This window comes from Variovorax sp. GW822-FHT04A09, assembly GCF_058801005.1.
Genome location: NZ_JBXAMV010000004.1, coordinates 1 through 16,696 on the forward strand (window position 1 = coordinate 1; position 16,696 = coordinate 16,696).

A 16,696-nucleotide genomic window follows, 5' to 3' on the forward strand; every position below is an offset into this window, starting at 1 on the left:
CACTGTTTTTTCAAACCGCGTCAACTTTCGAAGACTTTCTTCACCACCCACAACCAACGCTCCTGAGAGCACCAGTCACTTCAAACACCAGAGGTATTCAGCAGCGAAGCCTGCCAGTGTATGTCATTTTGGGTGCCGAAGCCAACACGAGATGAAAAGAATCTTGCAGCGAGACCGCTCCACAGCTTGCCGCGTCTTCAGGCACCGCTTGATCACACGGCGCCCCCAGGAGCGACTCCATCCGCCCCGTTATATATAGAGGCGTACGCTTCCCCAACCAGGGCGCCATCGAGCAACTCCCGCAGCGCCTCCATGACAGCAGAGACATTCACCAACTTGCATCAGCTCAGCCCCAATGAAGAAGGCCCGTCGGACATACGTCCGACGGGCCTTTGAACCAACTCAACTACAGCCGGCCGCTCAGCGCCCGGCCCAGCCTTGCTTAGTAATAACGCGAGCTGTTCATGCGGCGCATCGCTTCGTACAGCGTGGGCATGCGCACTTCTTGCGAACGACGGTTCATGCGAGCCAGTGCGTCGACCTTGGCGACGGCCTGAACCGACACGACGTCGTCCGACTGCTGGCGCCACACCGCGGCTTGCAGCTCTTGCATGATGCGCGGATCGCTCTGGGCGGTCGCCAGGAAGCGGGCGTCTGCACGCGCTTGCGCACGGCGCTCTGCAGCTTCGCGCCACAGGGTGGCCAGGCTGCTCTTGCGGACAGAGCCGACGAAGAGCGCGAACAAGGCGATGGCCGCGACACAGAACACGGTCCATGCGGCGAGCAGCGCGCCTTCGTCCCAGTTGGAGACGATCTTGTCGGCGACCACGAGCACGGCGGCCGCCAGGGCCAGCACGAACAGGGCGATCAGCGGACGGGCGCCATGGGCGCCAGCACGGGCGGCCTGGATCTGGCCGAAGAGAACTTCGGCGCGACGGACGCCGGGATGTTCGGTGGGTTGGTCAACGTGGACAAAGCTGGTCATGATGCATCCCTCCTGGGGATAAGTGGTAATCAGTGGTGGCGAACAAGGCCGATGCCCTGATATTAGGGATTACCCCAGTGTTCCGCCACTTTATCTTTCTGATGTTTATCATTCATATCACTGATGGACGTCAATTTCCGCACATTCGACCTCAACCTGCTGCGCGTCTTCGACGAAGTGATGGCAGAGCGCAACCTCACGCGCGCCGCCCGCAACCTCGCGATCACCCAGCCAGCCGTGAGCAACTCGCTGCGCCGCCTGCGCGAGCTGCTGGGCGACGAGCTGGTGCGGCGTTCCGGCGCGGGCGTGGAACCCACGCCGCGTGCGCAAGCCCTCTGGCCGACGGTGCGCGACGCCTTGCGCCAGCTGCAGCACACGCTGGCGCCCGGCGAGTTCGATGCCGGCACCGCCGACACGACCTTCCTGCTGGCCATGGCCGACGCCACGGCCGCCGAACTCATGCCAGGCCTGGTGAAGATTGCGGAAGAAGAAGCCCCGGCCATCTCGCTGCGCGTGCTGCCGCTGACCACGCGCGACCCGCGCCGCATGCTGGAGCACGAAGAAGTCGACATGGCGATCGGCTACTTTCCCGCCGTGATCGCGAGCCTGGCGGCGCGCGGCCAGTCGGGGGTGGGGGTGCCGTTCGAGACCCAGCGGCTCTACCTGGGCCAATATGTATGCGTGATGCGACGCGGCCATCCGCTGGCCAGCGCACCGCTGACACTCGACAGCTACTGCACAGCGCGGCACCTGCTGGTGAGTTTTTCGGGGCGGCCGTACGGCTTCATCGACCAGACGCTGGGCGCCATGGGGCGCGAGCGGCGGATCGCGGTGACGGTGAACCAGTTCTTCACCGCCGGGCGCGTGGTCGCGAATTCGGACCTGCTGGCGGTGCTGCCGCGTCACTTCGTGAGCGTGACGGGCATCGAGAATCAGCTGGTGGTGCGGGACCTGCCCTTCGACCAGCCGCCGGTGCACGTGGATGCCATCTGGCACCGGCGCGCCCAACATGGGCATTCGCACGAGTGGCTGCGCACGGCGCTGTTGCGCTCGGCGGCCGCGGCGTTCGCGGGCTCGGTCCACGGGCAGGCGTGACCTGCCCTTGGATCCCGGGTGCGCCGCACGGGGCGGCGCGCGTCAGCGAATTACCTGACGACGCTGAGCCAGGCGGAAGCCGCCGCACGCAGCTCCTGCGCGTGGTGCGCACCGCGACCGGCACGGCTGTCGGCGCTTTCCATCAGCGCGGCAGCGTGGCTGGCGGGGGTCTGGCTCGGCGACGAACGGAAGAAACGGGCCACTTGGGCAAGAAGACTGAACATGACGGTGCGCGGCTTGTGGCTGCGACGGGGTTGATTAACGATGGATGTAGATTAAGGGTAATCCCTAGTAAAGCAAGCCCCAGGTTATGCATCTCACGCATAGTGCGATTCACCTAGACTGACCCGACGATGAAGCTGCAACTGCTCTCCGACCTCCACCTGGAATCCCACCCCAACTTTCATGCCGACCCCATCCCGGGCGCCGACCTGCTGGTGCTCGGGGGCGACATCGGCTCCTACCAGGAAGGCTCCCGCCTGACGGACACCGATTTCGGCCTGGGCCGCTTCTCGCCGCGCAAGGGCTGGCCGACGCCGGTGGTCTACGTGCCGGGCAACCACGAGTACGACAACCTCGACTTCGACGCGACGCATGCGCGCCTGCGGGCGCTGTGCGACGAGCTCGGCATCCTCTGGCTGGAGCGCGAGACGCTGGTCATCGAAGGCATCCGCTTCATCGGCACCACGCTGTGGGCCGATTTCGACGCGCTGGTCGAGCCCCGCGACGGCCTCGCCGAGGCGCTCAAGAAGCGCGGCAAGGCGATGCGCGCGGCCGATTTCTACCTCGAGAAAATGGCCGGCACACGCGACGGCAAGCCCTTCATGGCTGCCGAAATGAGAGAGCAAGCGCTCACCTGCCAGGCCTGGTTGCGTGATGCGCTGGCCCAGCCTTACGACGGCACGACGGTGGCCATCACCCATTTCGCGCCCAGCTTGGCGAGCGCAGATCCCCGCTATGGGCTCACGCCCGGCACCGCGGGTTTCTGCAATTCGCTCGACGAGTTGCTGCCGCACGCGCAGCTGTGGCTGCACGGCCACCTGCATTGCCCGTTCGACTATGTGAAGGACGGCTGCCGCGTGGTCGCCAATCCGCTGGGCTACCGCAGCAACGGCGAGCAAGAGGGCTACCAGCCCCAGCTGCTGATCGAGATCCGCTGACCGGCCGTTTCGCCGCTCAGGCGGTGCGCCCCTTGGCCACGAGCCGGATGCCCGGCATGAGTTCGGCCGCGAGCTCGGGCCGCTCCAGCGCGTAGTCGAGGTTCATGCGCGCAATCTCGACGTGTTCCTCGCCGAGCGCCTGGGCGCGCGAGCCCTGGCCGCGCTCGATGGCCTGCACCATCGCGTGGTGCGTGCGGTGCGCCTGGCGCATCCACTGCTGGCCCTCCTCCATCGACGACTGCATGGGCAGCATCGCGCTGGGCGCGGCGAAGGGCTGGCCGCCGAGCATGTCCATCACCCGCTTGAGCGCAAGGTTGCCGCAGCCTTCGAGGATCAGCCGGTGGAAGCGGTCGTTCATCTCGACGTAGGCCGCGTAGTCGTCGATCTCCATGCTGGGCTTGTTGACAGCGCGGTCGCCGTCTTCCAGGCAGTCCTTCAGGTCGCGCAGCAGCTGGCGCGACACGCCGTCTTCCGCCAGCAGGCGGGCGGCAAAGCCCTCGATCACGCCGCGCACGCGGATGGCGTCGGCCACTTCCTGCGAGGTGAAGCGGCGCATCTGGTAGCCGCCGCTGGGCGACTGCTCGATGAGCCCTTCGTGCTCGAGGCTGGCCAGCGCCAGACGCACCGGCGTGCGCGAGGCCCCGAGCTTCTCGGCCAGCGGGATCTCGGCCAGCCGCTCTCCGGGCACGAATTCGCCCTTGAGGATCAGGTCGCGCAGTTGCACGAGCACGCGGGATTGTTGGGAGTCCATCGGGAGGCGCCAGGGCAACAAGGAGAGGGATGAATGGGCGGATTCTAGGAGACCCGCCCGCCACTGCACGCAGCATAGCCAAACGGGCGCGGTTGTTGCATGCACTGCAAACAGAAGTGTGTCAAAAACACACAATCGCCTCAGAGTTAACCCTATATATGGCCGCTTCAAGCCCCAAAACAGGGCGAATCGGCCGATGAAAGTTTGACCTTTGTCAAAAATCACCAAGACAATGCATACAACTGCATGCAATGCCTGCAGGCCTTCTGACAAAGACCTCTCGATGGAGCCCGCACGATGATCAGCGCCGAGCAAAACGATTTCATCACCCGCGTCGGACCCGGCACCCCCGCCGGCAAGCTGCTGCGCCGCTACTGGCAGCCGGTGGCCCTGACCGACGAACTGGCGGGCCCGCGCCCGGTCAAGCCCGTGAAGCTCATGGGCCAGGACTTCGTGCTGTTCCGCGACGAGAGCGGCCAGCTCGGCATGCTCGACCGCGACTGCCCGCACCGCGGTGCCGACCTGGCCTTCGGCCGGCTGGAAAACGGCGGCATCCGCTGCGCCTTCCACGGCTGGCTGTTCGACGCCAAGGGCAACTGCCTGGAGACCCCGGCCGAGCCCGCCACCAGCAAGCTGTGCAGCCGCATCAAGCAGTCGGCCTACCCGGTGGTCGAGAAGGCCGACATCGTCTTCGCGTACATCGGCGAGGGCGAGCCCCCGGCCTTCCCCGACTTCGACTGCTTCGTCGCGCCCGACAGCCACACCTTCGCGTTCAAGGGCCTCTTCGAATGCAACTGGCTGCAGGCGCTCGAAGTGGGCATCGACCCCGCGCACGCCTCGTACCTGCACCGCTTCTTCGAGGACGAAGACACCTCCGAGAGCTACGGCAAGCAGTTCCGCGGCGCCTCGGCCGACTCCGACATGCCCATCACCAAGGTGCTGCGCGAGTACGACCGCCCCGACATCAGCGTAGAGCCCACCGACTACGGCTTCCGCCTCAAGGCGCTGCGCAAGCTGTCGGAAGACACCACCCACGTGCGCGTGACCAACGTGGTGTTCCCGCAGGCCTTCGTGATCCCGATGAGCGCCGAGATGACCATCTCGCAGTGGCACGTGCCCGTGGACGACACGCACTGCTACTGGTATGCCGTGTTCACCAGCTTCACCGGCCCGGTCGACAAACAGCAGATGCGCGACCAGCGCCTGAAGCTGTACGAGCTGCCCGACTACACCTCGCGCAAGAACAAGCGCAACAACTACGGCTACAGCATCGAGGAGCAGCTGACCGAGACCTACACCGGCATGGGCGACGACATCAACGTGCACGACCAATGGGCGGTGGAATCGCAAGGCGCCATCCAGGACCGCACGCGCGAGCACCTGGGCAGCACCGACAAGGGGATCATTGCCTACCGCCGCGTGCTGGTGAAGGCCATCGAGGCCACGCTGGCCGGCGAGACCGCGCCGATGCTCATCGACGCCGCGCAGGCCAGCGCCATGACCGGCCCGCCGTCGATCGACGGCATCGGCAAGGTGGTCGATGAAGCCGCCACCGAGGCCTACTGGCAGGACGCCGACCGCGCGCGCCGCCTGAAGTCCGACTGGGCGTCCGCACGCCTGGCCGCTGCCGCTGCTGCTACCTGAGCACGCGCCATGAACAGCCACACCTTCGTCGACCGCTTCGGTCTCTGGTCGGCCGACCAGCATGCGCAGGCGCGCGAACTCGTGCGCCGCATCGACAGCGGCGAGGTGGACACCGTCCGCTTCGCCTGGCCCGACCAGCACGGCCTGCTGCGCGGCAAGACCCTGGTCGCGGGCGAGGCGCGCTCGGCCCTGTGGGAGGGCGTGAACCTCACCTCCACCCTGCTGGCCAAGGACACCTCGCACAAGACCGTGTTCCCCGTGTTCACGCAGGGCGGCGGCTTCGCCATCGAGGGCCTGCAGGGCGGCGCCGACTTCACCATCGTGGCCGACCCCGCCACCTTCAAGGTGCTGCCCTGGGCGCCGCGCACCGGCTGGATCCTGTGCGACGCCTACATGGCCGACGGCCGGCCCTGCCCCTTCGCCACGCGGCAGATCCTGCAGCGCGCGGTGGCGCAGCTCGACGAACTCGGGCTGGACTTCATCGCCGGCCTCGAGGTCGAGTTCCACGTCTTCAAGCTCGAAGACGCGCGCATGGGCCTGCCCGACTCGGGCCAGCCCGGCGAACCGCCGCGCGTGTCGCTGCTGTCGCACGGCCACCAGTACCTGACCGAGCTGCGCTACGACCGCGTCGACGGCCTCATGGAACTGCTGCGCTCGCAGCTCGTGGCACTCGGCCTGCCGTTGCGCTCGCTGGAGATCGAGTTCGGCCCGAGCCAGTTCGAACTCACCTTCGGCCCCACGGCCGGCGTGACGCCGGCCGACACCATGGTGCTGCTGCGCAGCGCCATCAAGCAGATCTGCCAGCGCGCCGGGCTGCACGCCACCTTCATGTGCCGCCCGAAGATCCCGAACGTGATGTCCAGCGGCTGGCACCTGCACCAGTCGCTGCGCCGCAAGAGCGACGGCGTGAACGCCTTCATGCCCGAGCCCGGCGGGCGCGACCTCAGCGAGATCGGCATGCACTACCTCGGCGGCCTGAAGGCGCACGCCTGCGGCGCCGCGGCACTGGCCAGCCCGACGATCAACGGCTACCGCCGCTACCGCCCCTTCTCGCTCGCGCCCGACCGCGCGATCTGGGCCCGCGACAACCGCGGCGCGATGCTGCGCGTGCTCGGCGGCCCGGGCCAGAACGCCTCGCGCATCGAGAACCGCGTGGGCGAGCCGACGGCCAACCCGTACCTGTACCTCGCGTCGCAGCTGTTCTCGGGGCTGGACGGCATCCGCCACCAGACCGACCCAGGCCCCTCGGCCGATGCGCCGTACGAAACACCGGCGGAGCAACTGCCGCGCTCGCTCGGCGACGCCCTCGCCTGCCTGCGCAAAGACGAGATGCTCAACACGCAGATGGGCAAGACCTTCGTCGACTACCTGTGCCACATCAAGGAAGCGGAAATCGCCCGCTTCAACCTCGAAGTCTCGGAGTGGGAACACCGCGAGTACTTCGACATGTTCTGAACCCTGCCTTCATGCCCACGATCCACTACATCCTCAAGGACGGCACCACGCGCGAGGTCGACGCCAAGGTCGGCGCCAGCGTGATGGAGACCGCCATCCGCGGCAACGTGCGCGGCATCGACGCCGAGTGCGGCGGCTGCTGCTCGTGCGCGACCTGCCACGTCTACGTCGACGACGCGTTCCTCGAACTGCTGCCGCCGCCCGACGACATGGAAAGCGCGCTGCTCGATGCCGTCGCGTCCGAGCGCCGGCCCGGTTCGCGCCTGAGTTGCCAGCTCAGCGTGAGCGCCGCCCTCGATGGCCTCACGGTGCGTGTGCCCGATACACAGGTCTGACCAACGCGTCGGGCATCATCGCCCGCTGCCAAACATCCGGTTACAAGCCAGCGGCGCCCGTGCGGCGCATTCCACTCCCACTGAAAGGCGTTTTTTCATGACGACGATGACCAAGCGAACCCTCCTCTCGACCCTGCTGCTCGCCGGCCTCGGCATGGCGGGTGCCGCCCAGGCACAGACCACCGAGCCGCTGCGCATCGGCCTCATCGCGACCTACTCCGGCCCCTACGCCGACTACGGCCGCCAGTTCGACGCCGGCATCGCGCTGTACCTGAAGGAGCACGGCGGCAAGGTGGGCGGTCGCACCGTCGAGATCATCAAGAAGGACACCGCCGGCCCCGCGCCCGACGCCGCCAAGCGCATCGCGCAGGAACTCATCGTGCGCGACAAGGTGAACGTGCTCACCGGCCTGGACTTCAGCCCCAACGCCTACGCCGTGGGCGCCATCGCCACGCAGGCCAAGATCCCCACGCTGGTGATGAACGCCGCCTCCTCGGCCATCACCACCAGCTCGCCCTACGTCGCGCGCCTGTCGTTCACCGTGCAGCAGGTCACCGACCCGATGGCGCGCTACATGCTCAAGCAGGGCGTGAAGGACGCCTACACCGTGGTCGCCGACTACGCCTCGGGTGTCGATGCCGAGACCGCATTCAAGAAGGCCTTCACCGCCGGCGGCGGCAAGGTCTCGGGCGAGGTGCGCACACCGATGAACAACCCCGACTTCTCGGCCTACGTGCAGCGCATCAAGGACGCCAAGCCCCAGGCCGTGTTCTTCTTCTTCCCTTCGGGCGTGATGCCGCCGGCCTTCCTCAAGGTGTGGAAGGAGCGCGGCATGGAGCAGGCCGGCATCAAGCTCTTTGCCACCGGCGAAGCCACCGACGACAGCTACCTGGACGCCACCGGCGACGTGGCCCTCGGCCTCGTGACCAGCCACCACTACTCGTTCGCGCACAACTCGCCGAAGAACCAGAAGTTCGTGAAGGACTTCGCCGCCGACAACGGCGCCAAGCTGCGCCCCAGCTACTTCGCCGTGACCGCCTACGACACCATGGCCGCCATCGACCTGGCGCTGGCCAAGACCAAGGGCGACACCGCCGGCGACAAGTTCATGGACGCGCTCAAGGGCCTGAGCTTCGAGAGCCCGCGCGGCCCGATCGAAATCGACGCCGCCACGCGCGACATCGTGCAGACCGTCTACATCCGCAAGACCGAGCGCGCCAACGGCCAGCTGGTGAACGTGGAGTTCGACAAGTTCGAGCGCGTCAAGGACCCGGCCAAGGAAGCCGCTCCCAAGTAAGCCAACGCCAGCCAGCACGCAGCAAGCAGGAAATTCATGGGCATCGTGATCTTCGATGGAGTGGCCTACGGCATGCTCCTGTTTCTCATCGGCGTGGGCCTGTCCATCACGATGGGACTCATGAATTTCGTCAACCTCGCGCACGGCAGTTTCGCGATGGTCGGCGGCTACGCGGCCAGCGTGCTCATGAACCAGTGGGGCCTGGGCTTCGGGCTCTCGCTGGCGGCGGCCTTCGTGGCGGCGGCGCTGGTGGGCGCGGTGCTGGAGTTCGTGTTCTACCGGCGGCTGTACCGCGCGCACCCGCTGGACCAGGTGCTGCTGTCGATCGGCGTGGTGTTCGTCTCGATCGCCGCCTTCACCTACTTCTTCGGACCGACGATGCAGCCCTTCACGCTGCCGAAGGCGCTCGAAGGCCAGGTGTCGTTGCTGGGCCTCGAAGTGGGCCGCTACCGCCTGTTCCTCATCGGCTGCGGCGTGGCCGTGCTGGTCGCGCTGCTGCTGGGCCTGGGCAAGACGCGCTACGGCGCGATGGTGCGCGCCGCGGTCGACAACCAGCGCGTGGCGGGCGGCACGGGCATCCACGTGCAGCGCCTGTTCTTCCTGACCTTCTCGCTGGGCTGCGGCCTGGCGGGCCTGGGCGGCGCGCTGAGCCTGGGCATGCTGGGGCTGGAGCCGTCGTTCCCGCTCAAGTACCTCGTCTACTTTTTGATGGTGGTGTGCGTGGGCGGCGCGGGCACCGTCACCGGGCCTTTCATCGCGGCGCTGCTGGTCGGCATCGTCGACGTGGCGGGCAAGTACTACCTGCCTGAAACGGGCGCCTTTCTCATCTACGTGTTCATGATCGTCATGCTGCTGGTGCGCCCGAACGGCATCGTCGCCAAGAAGGGGCTCGCATGAAGCCGCTGAGCCTGTCCCCCGCGCAACTGCGCGTGGCCGAAATCGCCTTCTGGCTCGCGCTCGCGTCGAGCTTCTTCCTCTTGCCCGACAAGCTCACGCTGATGAGCCAGATCATGATCTTCGGGCTCTTCGCCGTGTCGCTGGACATGGCGCTGGGCTACGCGGGCATCCTCACCGTGGGCCACGCGGCCTTCTTCGGCGCGGGCGCCTACGCGGCCGGCCTGCTCGCCAAGTACGGCTGGAGCGAGCCCTTCAGCGGCCTGGTGTTCGCGCTCGCCGTGTGCGGCCTGCTGGGCTACGTGCTGAGCTACCTCGTGGTGCGCGGCGCCGACCTCACGCGGCTGATGATCACCATCGGCGTGTGCGTGCTGCTGTTCGAGCTGGCCAACCGGCTCTCGGGCATCACGGGCGGCACCGACGGCCTGCAGGGCGTGGTGATCGCGCCGGTGCTGGACCTGTTCGACTTCGACCTCTACGGCAAGACCGCGTTCGGCTATGCCTTCGGCGTGGTGCTCGCGATGTTCCTGCTGGTGCGGCTGGTGCTGCGCTCGCCCTTCGGACTGGCGCTGCGCGGCATCCACGACAGCCGCAAGCGCATGACGGCCATCGGCTCGCCGGTGGAAGCGCGCCTGCGCATGGCCTACGCGATGTCGGCCGCGGTGGCCGGCGTGGCGGGCGCGCTGCTGGCGCAGACCACGCAGTTCGTGGGTATCGAGTCGATCAGCTTCAACCGCTCGGCCGAAGTGCTGATCATCCTCGTGCTCGGTGGCACCGGGCGGCTGTACGGCGGCCTCATCGGCGCCATCGTCTACATGCTGGTGCACGACTGGTTCGCCGACATGAACCCGCAGTACTGGATGTTCTGGCTCGGCATCTTCCTGATCGCGGCCGTCATGCTGGGGCGCGGCGGGATCATGGGCGCGCTCTCGCGCGTGGTGCGCACGGGGAAGGCGCGATGACGTCCACCACCACGCACGCGCTGCGCACGCAGAACCTGGGCATCCGCTTCGGCGCCTTCCAGGCCGTGAGCGACGTCAACCTGTCGCTCGAACCCGGTGCGCGGCAGGCGCTGATCGGCCCCAACGGCGCCGGCAAGACCACGCTCATCAACCTGCTCACGGGCGTGTTCAAGCCCACCAGCGGATCGATCCGCCTGGGCGAGCGCGACATCACGCGCCTGCCCGGCGACAAGCGCGCCCGCATGGGGCTGGCGCGCACCTTCCAGATCAACACGCTGTTCCCCAGCCTCACGCCGCTGCTGTCGGTGGTGCTGGCCATCAGCGAGCGCGAAGGCCTGGGCGCCACGTGGTGGCGGCCGCTCAAGGGCTGCACCGCCGTGTTCGACGAGGCGCATGCGCTGCTGGCCACGCTGAAGCTCGACGCCCTGGCCGACGTGCCCGTGGCCGAGCTGGCCTACGGCAAGCAGCGGCTGCTCGAGATTGCGCTGGCGCTCGCCGCCAAGCCCCGCATCCTGCTGCTCGACGAGCCCGCCGCCGGCGTGCCGGAGGACGAGAGCGGCGAACTCTTCGAAGCCATCGCGGCGCTGCCGGCCGACATCAGCGTGCTCTTCATCGAGCACGACATGAAGCTCGTGTTCCGCTTCGCGCGCCGCATCTCGGTGCTGGTGGGCGGACGCATCCTCACCGAAGGCACGCCCGCCGAGATCGGCGCCGACCCGCGCGTGCGCGAGGTCTACCTGGGAAGCTCGCACCACCATGGCTGAAACCGCCGCCCTCGCCTTCGACCGCGTCACCGCCGGCTACGGCAACGCCGTGGTCCTCGATCGCCTCGACTTCTCGCTGCGGCCCGGCGAAAGCCTGGCCATCCTCGGGCGCAACGGCGTGGGCAAGACCACGCTGCTCGAAACGCTGATGGGCAACACCCGCGTGATGCAGGGCGCGATCCGCTGGCAGGGCGCCGACATCACGCGCTGGCCCGCGCACCAGCGCGTGCGCGCGGGGCTGGGCTGGGTGCCGCAGGAGCGCGAGGTGTTCCCCTCGCTCACGGTGGAAGAAAACCTCACGGTGATCGCCCGCCCCGGCAGCTGGACCTTGCAGCGCGTCTACGAATTCTTTCCGCGCCTGCGCGAGCGGCGCGGCAACTACGGCAACCAGCTCTCGGGCGGTGAGCAGCAGATGCTGGCCATCGGCCGCGCGCTCATGACCAACCCGAAGCTGCTGCTGCTCGACGAGCCGATGGAAGGCCTCGCGCCGATCATCGTGGAAGAGCTGGCCGCGGCGATCCGGCGCCTGTGCGAATCCGAAGGCCTGGCCTCGATCGTGGTGGAGCAGCACCCGGTGCTGGCCCTGGACATGACGCACCAGGCGATCGTGCTGGAGCGCGGCACCGTCGTGCATGCGGGCCCGAGCGCGGCGCTGGCGGCCGACAAGGACTTGCTCGAAGGCTTGCTGGGCGTCGGCATCGCCGAGGCGCCGGCCGGCTGAACCGTCAGGCCAGCAGGCCGATCCGCCGGGCACCGACAAAGAAACGCCACGACGCCAGTCCGCCAGCGATGAGGCTCACGCCCCACGACAGCCACACGCAGGTGTACAGGATGAAGGCCAGGCCGACGTCCACCACGGGCGCCAGGAAGGTCGTGTCCTTGCCGAACAGCACGTGGGTGCCCAGGCCCCACCACACGAAGTACGGCAGCACGGCCAGGCACAGGCCGTAGACGAGGCTGGCCACCAGCGGGCCCAGGTACTCGCGCAGCACGGCCCAGCGCACGAGGAAGAACAGGGCCAGGTCCAGCAGCACCAGGGCCAGCAGGCCGAGGCCCAGGATAAGTTCGAGGGTCATGGCCGCACTGTAAGCACGCCGGCCCGCGACAGGGCCGTGCGTGTGCCGGCGTACCGGCAGGCGCTACCGCGCGCCGCAGCGCGCGGTACGCCTCGACCGCATCAGCTCAGCATCTGCCCGCGGCTGCCGATCACGGCCACGTCCACGAACTGGCCGCCTTCGCGGTTGGAGCGGCCGTAGTTGATCTTCACGCCGCCCAGGTCGAAGTTCTCGATGCTCGCCATGCCGCCGAGCACGGCGGCGCGCGTCGGCGCGGGGCCGGCGCGGCGCAGGCCCTCGGCCAGCACGGCGGCGTTCATGTAGCCCTCCAGGCTGGTGAGCGAAAAATCCTTGGTGCCGTTGGCCACCATGTCGGCCTGGTAGCGGCGCACGATCTCGAACTTGGTCGAGTACGGCGACGGCACCACGATCACGAAGCCCAGGCCGCGTGCCAGGTCGCCCATGGCCGACAGCGCGCTGGCCGTGATCGACAGGCCGTAGGCCGAGCTGCTGTTGCCCGCGCCGCGCAGCGCCTTCAAAAACACCGGCGCCGTGCCGGCCAGGCCGACCACCACCACCTGCGGCTTGGCCTTGGCGATGGCCTCGGCGGCCGGGCCCACTTCCATGCTCGTGGTGTTGGGCGTGGTGGCGATCACCGCCGGCTCCAGCTTGGCCTTGGTCAGCGCGTTCTTGAACGCCGCCAGCACCGACTGGCCCAGTGGGTCGTTCGAATGCACGAGGCCGATGCGGGTCTGGCCCAGCACGGCGGCCGTGCTCACCAGCTTGTCGACCTCCTGGTCGTAGTTGGCGCGCACCCAGAAGGTGTTGGGCGAGGTCTTCTTGCGCAGCGCGATGGTGCCGGTGATCGGGCCGACCACGGCCATGCCGGGCACCGCGTCCATCACCTCGGCGGTCTGGCGCGTGCCCAGCGGGTGCACCAGCGCGAGCACCGAGCTGTCCTTTTCGAAAGCCAGCGCGTTGGCCTTGGCCACCTCGGGCTTGAAGGTGTCGTCGGCCATCACGAGCTCGACCTTGCTGCCGTGGATACCGCCAGCCTTGTTCAGCGCGTTGAAGAACGCGGTGGAACCCTGGTACAGCCCCTGGCCGTTGGCCTTTTCGACGCTGCTGTTGTCGAAGGTCGTCCCGATGCGGATCGCACGGTTCTGCGCGAACGCCGGAAATCCCAGCCCGACGCCGGCCGCGGCGGCCGTCGTGGCGGCCAGCCCGGAAAGGGCGCGGCGGCGGCTGGTGGAAAGCGGCGCGGTCGACTCGCGCGGCACGGGGACGGTCATGATCAAAGCCTCCAATAGTCGGTGACAAAAGTTCACATTTCAAACAGAAATGTAACGCACCTCACTGGATCGGTCATGACAAACCCTAGAGCAGCTCCTCGCCCACGATGGGTAAAAGCAGCCAGTTCTTGAAGCGCAGCCAGAGGAATTCGCCCGGTTCGTCCTCGTGCACGATGTCGCCGCCGGCATCGTCGTATTCCAGCCACTGCACGCGCCGCCCGCCCGGCGCGAGCCGCAGCCGGTAGCCCAGGTTGACGCGCTCGCCGTTCATGAGCTTGTCGTAGTCCTGCACCAGCCGCGGGCTGTCGATCACCAGCCCCATCTCGGTGTTGACGGCGGCCGAGCGGTGGTCGAGGTTCATCGAACCGACGAAGAAGCGCTCGTCGTCCACGATGGCCAGCTTGGCGTGCAGCCGGCTGATCGACTTGCCGAAGTCGCCGAAGCGCCCCGAACGCCCGGTGAGCGTGGGCGCAATCTCGTAGATGGTGACGCCGATCTTCAGCATGTCGGCGCGGTAGCGCTCGTAGCCCGCATAGGCCAGCGGCTCGTCGGTGGCGCCCAGCGAATTGGTGACCACCGTGATGCGGCCGCCGCGCTCGATGGTCGCCTTCATCATCGCCATGCCCCGCGCGCCCGGAATGAAGTACGGCGAGCCGATCTTGACCTCGTGCTTCGCCGCCTGGATCACGCCGAGCGCGCCCTCGGTCACGCTGCCGCCGTAGGCCGCCTCGGCCTTGCGCGTGATCTTGTCGGGGTCGTCCACGAACAGCGTGGCCGGGGCCCAGTAGCGGTCGATGCGGCCGGTGGTGAGCTGCTCGCCGAGCGGCGACTTGTTCAGGATGTCGCGCTGGCGCATGGGCACGTCGGGCACGGCCGCGCGCGCCAGGGTGTCGAAGCGCCGCTGAGCTTCTTCCACCGGCACGCGCCGCGGCGCGATGCGCTCGATGGGCCAGGCGTGCTCGCTGTTCCAGTAGCGGTCGAAGCCCTCGGACATGCGGCGCACGATCGGCCCGCTGGACAGCACGTCCATGTCGATGAAGTTCGCCGCCGTGCTGCGCATGAAGTACTCGTTGGCGATGTTGCGCCCGCCCGAGACCGCAAAGCTGTTGTCAGCCACCAGCAGCTTGTTGTGCATGCGGTGGTTGATGCGCCCGAAGTCGCCCAGCGAGAACAGCAGCCGCGCGGGCAGCGAACCGGCGCGCGAGGGCAGCGGGTTGAACAGCCGCACCTCGATGTTCGGGAAGGCCGAGAGGCTGCTGAACACCTCGTCCTCGCCCGCCGTGTACAGGTCGTCCACCAGCAGCCGCACGCGCACGCCGCGCGCGGCGGCCTCGCGCAGCTCCTTGAGGAACAGCAGACCGACGTCGTCGTTGCTGATCAGGTAGTACTGCACGTCGAGCGACTTCTGCGCATGCCGCGCCAGCGAGATGCGCGCATCGAACGCGAACGCCGCCTCGGGCAGCAGCCGGAAACCCGACAGCCCCGCCGCCCCGCCCTGCGGCGCGTCCTGGGCGGCCAGCCGGCCCAGGTCGGTGTCGGCCACGTCGGTGATCGCGTTCGTGAGCACCGGGTGCGGCTGCGGCGGCGGCAGGCTGGCGCAGCCCGCGAGCCAGGCAATGGCCAGCCCGCTCGACACCAGGGCGACAAAGCGACGAAGGCGGAACAGGGCGGCGGCCATGGGTCGCACTGTAGCGCCGCAGAGCCCGGCCGGGGCGGCATGCCGCCCTATGATCAACGGCACACACGGCAGCCAACGAAAAGAAGGAAAAAACGCGTGCTCAATGGGTTGTGGCTGGGGTTCTTCGGGATGGCGGCGCTGGCAGCGCTGGGACGGTGGCTCGTCGGCGGCGACCCGACCGTGTTCGCGGCGCTGGTCGAAAGCCTGTTCGCGATGGCGCGGCTGGCCGTCGAGGTGATGGTGCTGCTGTTCGGCACGCTCACGCTGTGGCTGGGCTTCCTGCGCATCGCGGAAACCGCCGGCCTCGTCGGCTGGCTGGCGCGCCTGCTCGGGCCGCTGTTCCGGCGGCTGATGCCGGGCGTGCCGGCCGGGCACCCCGCACTCGGGCTCATCACGATGAACTTCGCGGCCAACGCGCTGGGGCTGGACAACGCCGCCACCCCCATCGGCCTGAAGGCCATGCGCGAGCTGCAGCGTCTGAACCCCGACCCCGTGACGGCCACCAACGCGCAGATCCTGTTCCTGGTGCTCAACGCCTCGTCACTGACCTTGCTTCCGGTCACCATCTTCATGTACCGGGCACAACAGGGCGCGAGCGACCCGACGCTGGTGTTCCTGCCGATCCTGCTGGCCACGAGCGCCTCGACGCTGGTGGGCCTGCTGTCGGTCGCGGTGGTGCAGCGCCTGCGGCTGTGGGACCCGGTGGTGCTGGCCTACCTGGTGCCCGGCGCGCTGCTGCTGGGCGGCTTCATGGCGCTTTTGGGCACACTGTCGGCGGCGGCCATCGCCTCGCTGTCGTCGCTGCTGGGCAACCTCACGCTGTTCGGCGTGATCATCGTGTTCCTGGCGGCCGGCGCGATCCGGCGCGTCAAGGTCTACGAGGCTTTCGTCGAAGGCGCGAAGGAAGGCTTCGACATCGCGAAGCACCTGCTGCCCTACCTCGTCGCGATGCTGTGCGCGGTGGGCGTGCTGCGCGCCTCGGGTGCCCTCGACTTCGCGCTCGACGGCCTGCGCTGGCTGGTGCAGGCGGGCGGCTGGGACGCACGTTTTGTCGACGCGATGCCGACGGCGCTCGTCAAACCCTTCTCGGGCAGCGCGGCCCGCGCGATGCTCATCGAGACCATGAAGACCCAGGGCGTCGACAGCTTCCCCGCGCTGGTGGCCGCCACCATCCAGGGCAGCACCGAGACCACGTTCTACGTGCTGGCGGTGTACTTCGGCGCGGTGGGCATCCAGCGCGCCCGGCACACCGTAGCCTGTGCCTTGCTGGCGGAGCTGGCGGGGGTGGTGGCTGCGATCGCGGTCTGCTACTGGTTCTTCGGCTGAGCC

17 protein-coding genes are annotated in these 16,696 nt (G+C 68.0%); 11 read left to right on the top strand and 6 right to left on the bottom strand.

The features are described 5' to 3' along the window. Positions 1–442 precede the first annotated feature (442 nt). Positions 443–985 (bottom strand): hypothetical protein, encoded by a 543-nt coding sequence (locus AC1RLW_RS20060; protein WP_307638443.1) that lies wholly within the window; start codon positions 983–985, stop codon positions 443–445. A gap of 123 nt (positions 986–1,108) precedes the next feature. On the opposite strand from AC1RLW_RS20060, the gene AC1RLW_RS20065 reads away from it, so the two are divergent. Then, on the top strand, positions 1,109–2,080 hold the full coding sequence (locus tag AC1RLW_RS20065; RefSeq protein ID WP_062470498.1) for a LysR family transcriptional regulator: 972 nt from the start codon (positions 1,109–1,111) through the stop codon (positions 2,078–2,080). Between the two features lie 50 nt (positions 2,081–2,130). Here AC1RLW_RS20065 and AC1RLW_RS20070 read toward each other — a convergent pair whose 3' ends face one another. Continuing rightward, positions 2,131–2,304, bottom strand: coding sequence for a hypothetical protein (locus tag AC1RLW_RS20070; protein WP_167394953.1), 174 nt, complete (start codon positions 2,302–2,304; stop codon positions 2,131–2,133). A 129-nt stretch (positions 2,305–2,433) separates the two neighbouring features. Here AC1RLW_RS20070 and AC1RLW_RS20075 point away from each other — a divergent pair, with 129 nt between their 5' ends. Next, positions 2,434–3,240: a metallophosphoesterase gene (locus AC1RLW_RS20075; RefSeq protein WP_492699867.1), complete on the top strand. Its 807-nt coding sequence runs from the start codon at positions 2,434–2,436 to the stop codon at positions 3,238–3,240. 16 nt (positions 3,241–3,256) lie between these two features. Here the strand turns inward: AC1RLW_RS20075 and AC1RLW_RS20080 are convergent, their stop codons facing one another. Next, positions 3,257–3,991, bottom strand: a complete 735-nt coding sequence (locus tag AC1RLW_RS20080; RefSeq protein WP_062470492.1) for a GntR family transcriptional regulator — start codon at positions 3,989–3,991, stop codon at positions 3,257–3,259. Between the two features lie 297 nt (positions 3,992–4,288). Between AC1RLW_RS20080 and AC1RLW_RS20085 the strand changes: the two genes are divergently transcribed. The 8 genes from AC1RLW_RS20085 to AC1RLW_RS20120 all read left to right on the top strand — a co-directional run bounded on the left by AC1RLW_RS20085 (position 4,289) and on the right by AC1RLW_RS20120 (position 12,063). Continuing rightward, entirely contained in the window at positions 4,289–5,635 is a 1,347-nt protein-coding gene (locus AC1RLW_RS20085) for an aromatic ring-hydroxylating dioxygenase subunit alpha (RefSeq protein ID WP_493194698.1), read from the top strand. Positions 5,636–5,644: 9 nt separating this feature from the next. Further along, a complete protein-coding gene (locus AC1RLW_RS20090) occupies positions 5,645–7,090 on the top strand; it encodes a glutamine synthetase family protein (protein ID WP_493194700.1) in 1,446 nt (481 codons plus the stop codon). 11 nt (positions 7,091–7,101) lie between these two features. Further along, the gene (locus AC1RLW_RS20095) at positions 7,102–7,425 is read left to right on the top strand and encodes a 2Fe-2S iron-sulfur cluster-binding protein (RefSeq protein ID WP_062470484.1); all 324 of its coding nucleotides are present in this window, start codon (positions 7,102–7,104) and stop codon (positions 7,423–7,425) included. A gap of 97 nt (positions 7,426–7,522) precedes the next feature. Beyond that, on the top strand, positions 7,523–8,722 hold the full coding sequence (locus AC1RLW_RS20100) for an ABC transporter substrate-binding protein (protein WP_493194701.1): 1,200 nt from the start codon (positions 7,523–7,525) through the stop codon (positions 8,720–8,722). Between the two features lie 36 nt (positions 8,723–8,758). After that, complete coding sequence (locus tag AC1RLW_RS20105) at positions 8,759–9,619, top strand: branched-chain amino acid ABC transporter permease (protein WP_192194390.1); 861 nt, start codon at positions 8,759–8,761, stop codon at positions 9,617–9,619. Further along, complete coding sequence (locus AC1RLW_RS20110; RefSeq protein ID WP_493194704.1) at positions 9,616–10,578, top strand: branched-chain amino acid ABC transporter permease; 963 nt, start codon at positions 9,616–9,618, stop codon at positions 10,576–10,578. Before AC1RLW_RS20105 ends, AC1RLW_RS20110 begins: the two co-directional genes overlap by 4 nt. After that, positions 10,575–11,342, top strand: a complete 768-nt coding sequence (locus AC1RLW_RS20115; protein WP_493194705.1) for an ABC transporter ATP-binding protein — start codon at positions 10,575–10,577, stop codon at positions 11,340–11,342. The genes AC1RLW_RS20110 and AC1RLW_RS20115 overlap by 4 nt, the downstream gene beginning before the upstream one ends. Beyond that, a complete protein-coding gene (locus tag AC1RLW_RS20120; RefSeq protein ID WP_062470470.1) occupies positions 11,335–12,063 on the top strand; it encodes an ABC transporter ATP-binding protein in 729 nt (242 codons plus the stop codon). Before AC1RLW_RS20115 ends, AC1RLW_RS20120 begins: the two co-directional genes overlap by 8 nt. A 4-nt stretch (positions 12,064–12,067) precedes the next feature. On the opposite strand, the gene AC1RLW_RS20125 is transcribed toward AC1RLW_RS20120, so the two are convergent. The 3 genes from AC1RLW_RS20125 to AC1RLW_RS20135 form a co-directional block, all read right to left on the bottom strand. Continuing rightward, positions 12,068–12,418: a hypothetical protein gene (locus tag AC1RLW_RS20125; protein ID WP_492742533.1), complete on the bottom strand. Its 351-nt coding sequence runs from the start codon at positions 12,416–12,418 to the stop codon at positions 12,068–12,070. Positions 12,419–12,519: 101 nt separating this feature from the next. Further along, on the bottom strand, positions 12,520–13,689 hold the full coding sequence (locus tag AC1RLW_RS20130; RefSeq protein ID WP_493194707.1) for an ABC transporter substrate-binding protein: 1,170 nt from the start codon (positions 13,687–13,689) through the stop codon (positions 12,520–12,522). An 85-nt stretch (positions 13,690–13,774) separates the two neighbouring features. Then, the gene (locus tag AC1RLW_RS20135; protein WP_062470465.1) at positions 13,775–15,367 is read right to left on the bottom strand and encodes a phospholipase D family protein; all 1,593 of its coding nucleotides are present in this window, start codon (positions 15,365–15,367) and stop codon (positions 13,775–13,777) included. A 96-nt stretch (positions 15,368–15,463) separates the two neighbouring features. On the opposite strand from AC1RLW_RS20135, the gene AC1RLW_RS20140 reads away from it, so the two are divergent. Next, the gene (locus AC1RLW_RS20140) at positions 15,464–16,693 is read left to right on the top strand and encodes a nucleoside recognition domain-containing protein (protein WP_062470462.1); all 1,230 of its coding nucleotides are present in this window, start codon (positions 15,464–15,466) and stop codon (positions 16,691–16,693) included. Positions 16,694–16,696: the final 3 nt, after the last annotated feature.

Coding starts and splice junctions, on each gene's coding strand:
- AC1RLW_RS20060 (WP_307638443.1), bottom strand. CDS start 985: ATGACCAGCTTTGTCCACGTTGACCAACCCACCGAACATCCCGGCGTC.
- AC1RLW_RS20065 (WP_062470498.1), top strand. CDS start 1,109: ATGGACGTCAATTTCCGCACATTCGACCTCAACCTGCTGCGCGTCTTC.
- AC1RLW_RS20070 (WP_167394953.1), bottom strand. CDS start 2,304: ATGTTCAGTCTTCTTGCCCAAGTGGCCCGTTTCTTCCGTTCGTCGCCG.
- AC1RLW_RS20075 (WP_492699867.1), top strand. CDS start 2,434: ATGAAGCTGCAACTGCTCTCCGACCTCCACCTGGAATCCCACCCCAAC.
- AC1RLW_RS20080 (WP_062470492.1), bottom strand. CDS start 3,991: ATGGACTCCCAACAATCCCGCGTGCTCGTGCAACTGCGCGACCTGATC.
- AC1RLW_RS20085 (WP_493194698.1), top strand. CDS start 4,289: ATGATCAGCGCCGAGCAAAACGATTTCATCACCCGCGTCGGACCCGGC.
- AC1RLW_RS20090 (WP_493194700.1), top strand. CDS start 5,645: ATGAACAGCCACACCTTCGTCGACCGCTTCGGTCTCTGGTCGGCCGAC.
- AC1RLW_RS20095 (WP_062470484.1), top strand. CDS start 7,102: ATGCCCACGATCCACTACATCCTCAAGGACGGCACCACGCGCGAGGTC.
- AC1RLW_RS20100 (WP_493194701.1), top strand. CDS start 7,523: ATGACGACGATGACCAAGCGAACCCTCCTCTCGACCCTGCTGCTCGCC.
- AC1RLW_RS20105 (WP_192194390.1), top strand. CDS start 8,759: ATGGGCATCGTGATCTTCGATGGAGTGGCCTACGGCATGCTCCTGTTT.
- AC1RLW_RS20110 (WP_493194704.1), top strand. CDS start 9,616: ATGAAGCCGCTGAGCCTGTCCCCCGCGCAACTGCGCGTGGCCGAAATC.
- AC1RLW_RS20115 (WP_493194705.1), top strand. CDS start 10,575: ATGACGTCCACCACCACGCACGCGCTGCGCACGCAGAACCTGGGCATC.
- AC1RLW_RS20120 (WP_062470470.1), top strand. CDS start 11,335: ATGGCTGAAACCGCCGCCCTCGCCTTCGACCGCGTCACCGCCGGCTAC.
- AC1RLW_RS20125 (WP_492742533.1), bottom strand. CDS start 12,418: ATGACCCTCGAACTTATCCTGGGCCTCGGCCTGCTGGCCCTGGTGCTG.
- AC1RLW_RS20130 (WP_493194707.1), bottom strand. CDS start 13,689: ATGACCGTCCCCGTGCCGCGCGAGTCGACCGCGCCGCTTTCCACCAGC.
- AC1RLW_RS20135 (WP_062470465.1), bottom strand. CDS start 15,367: ATGGCCGCCGCCCTGTTCCGCCTTCGTCGCTTTGTCGCCCTGGTGTCG.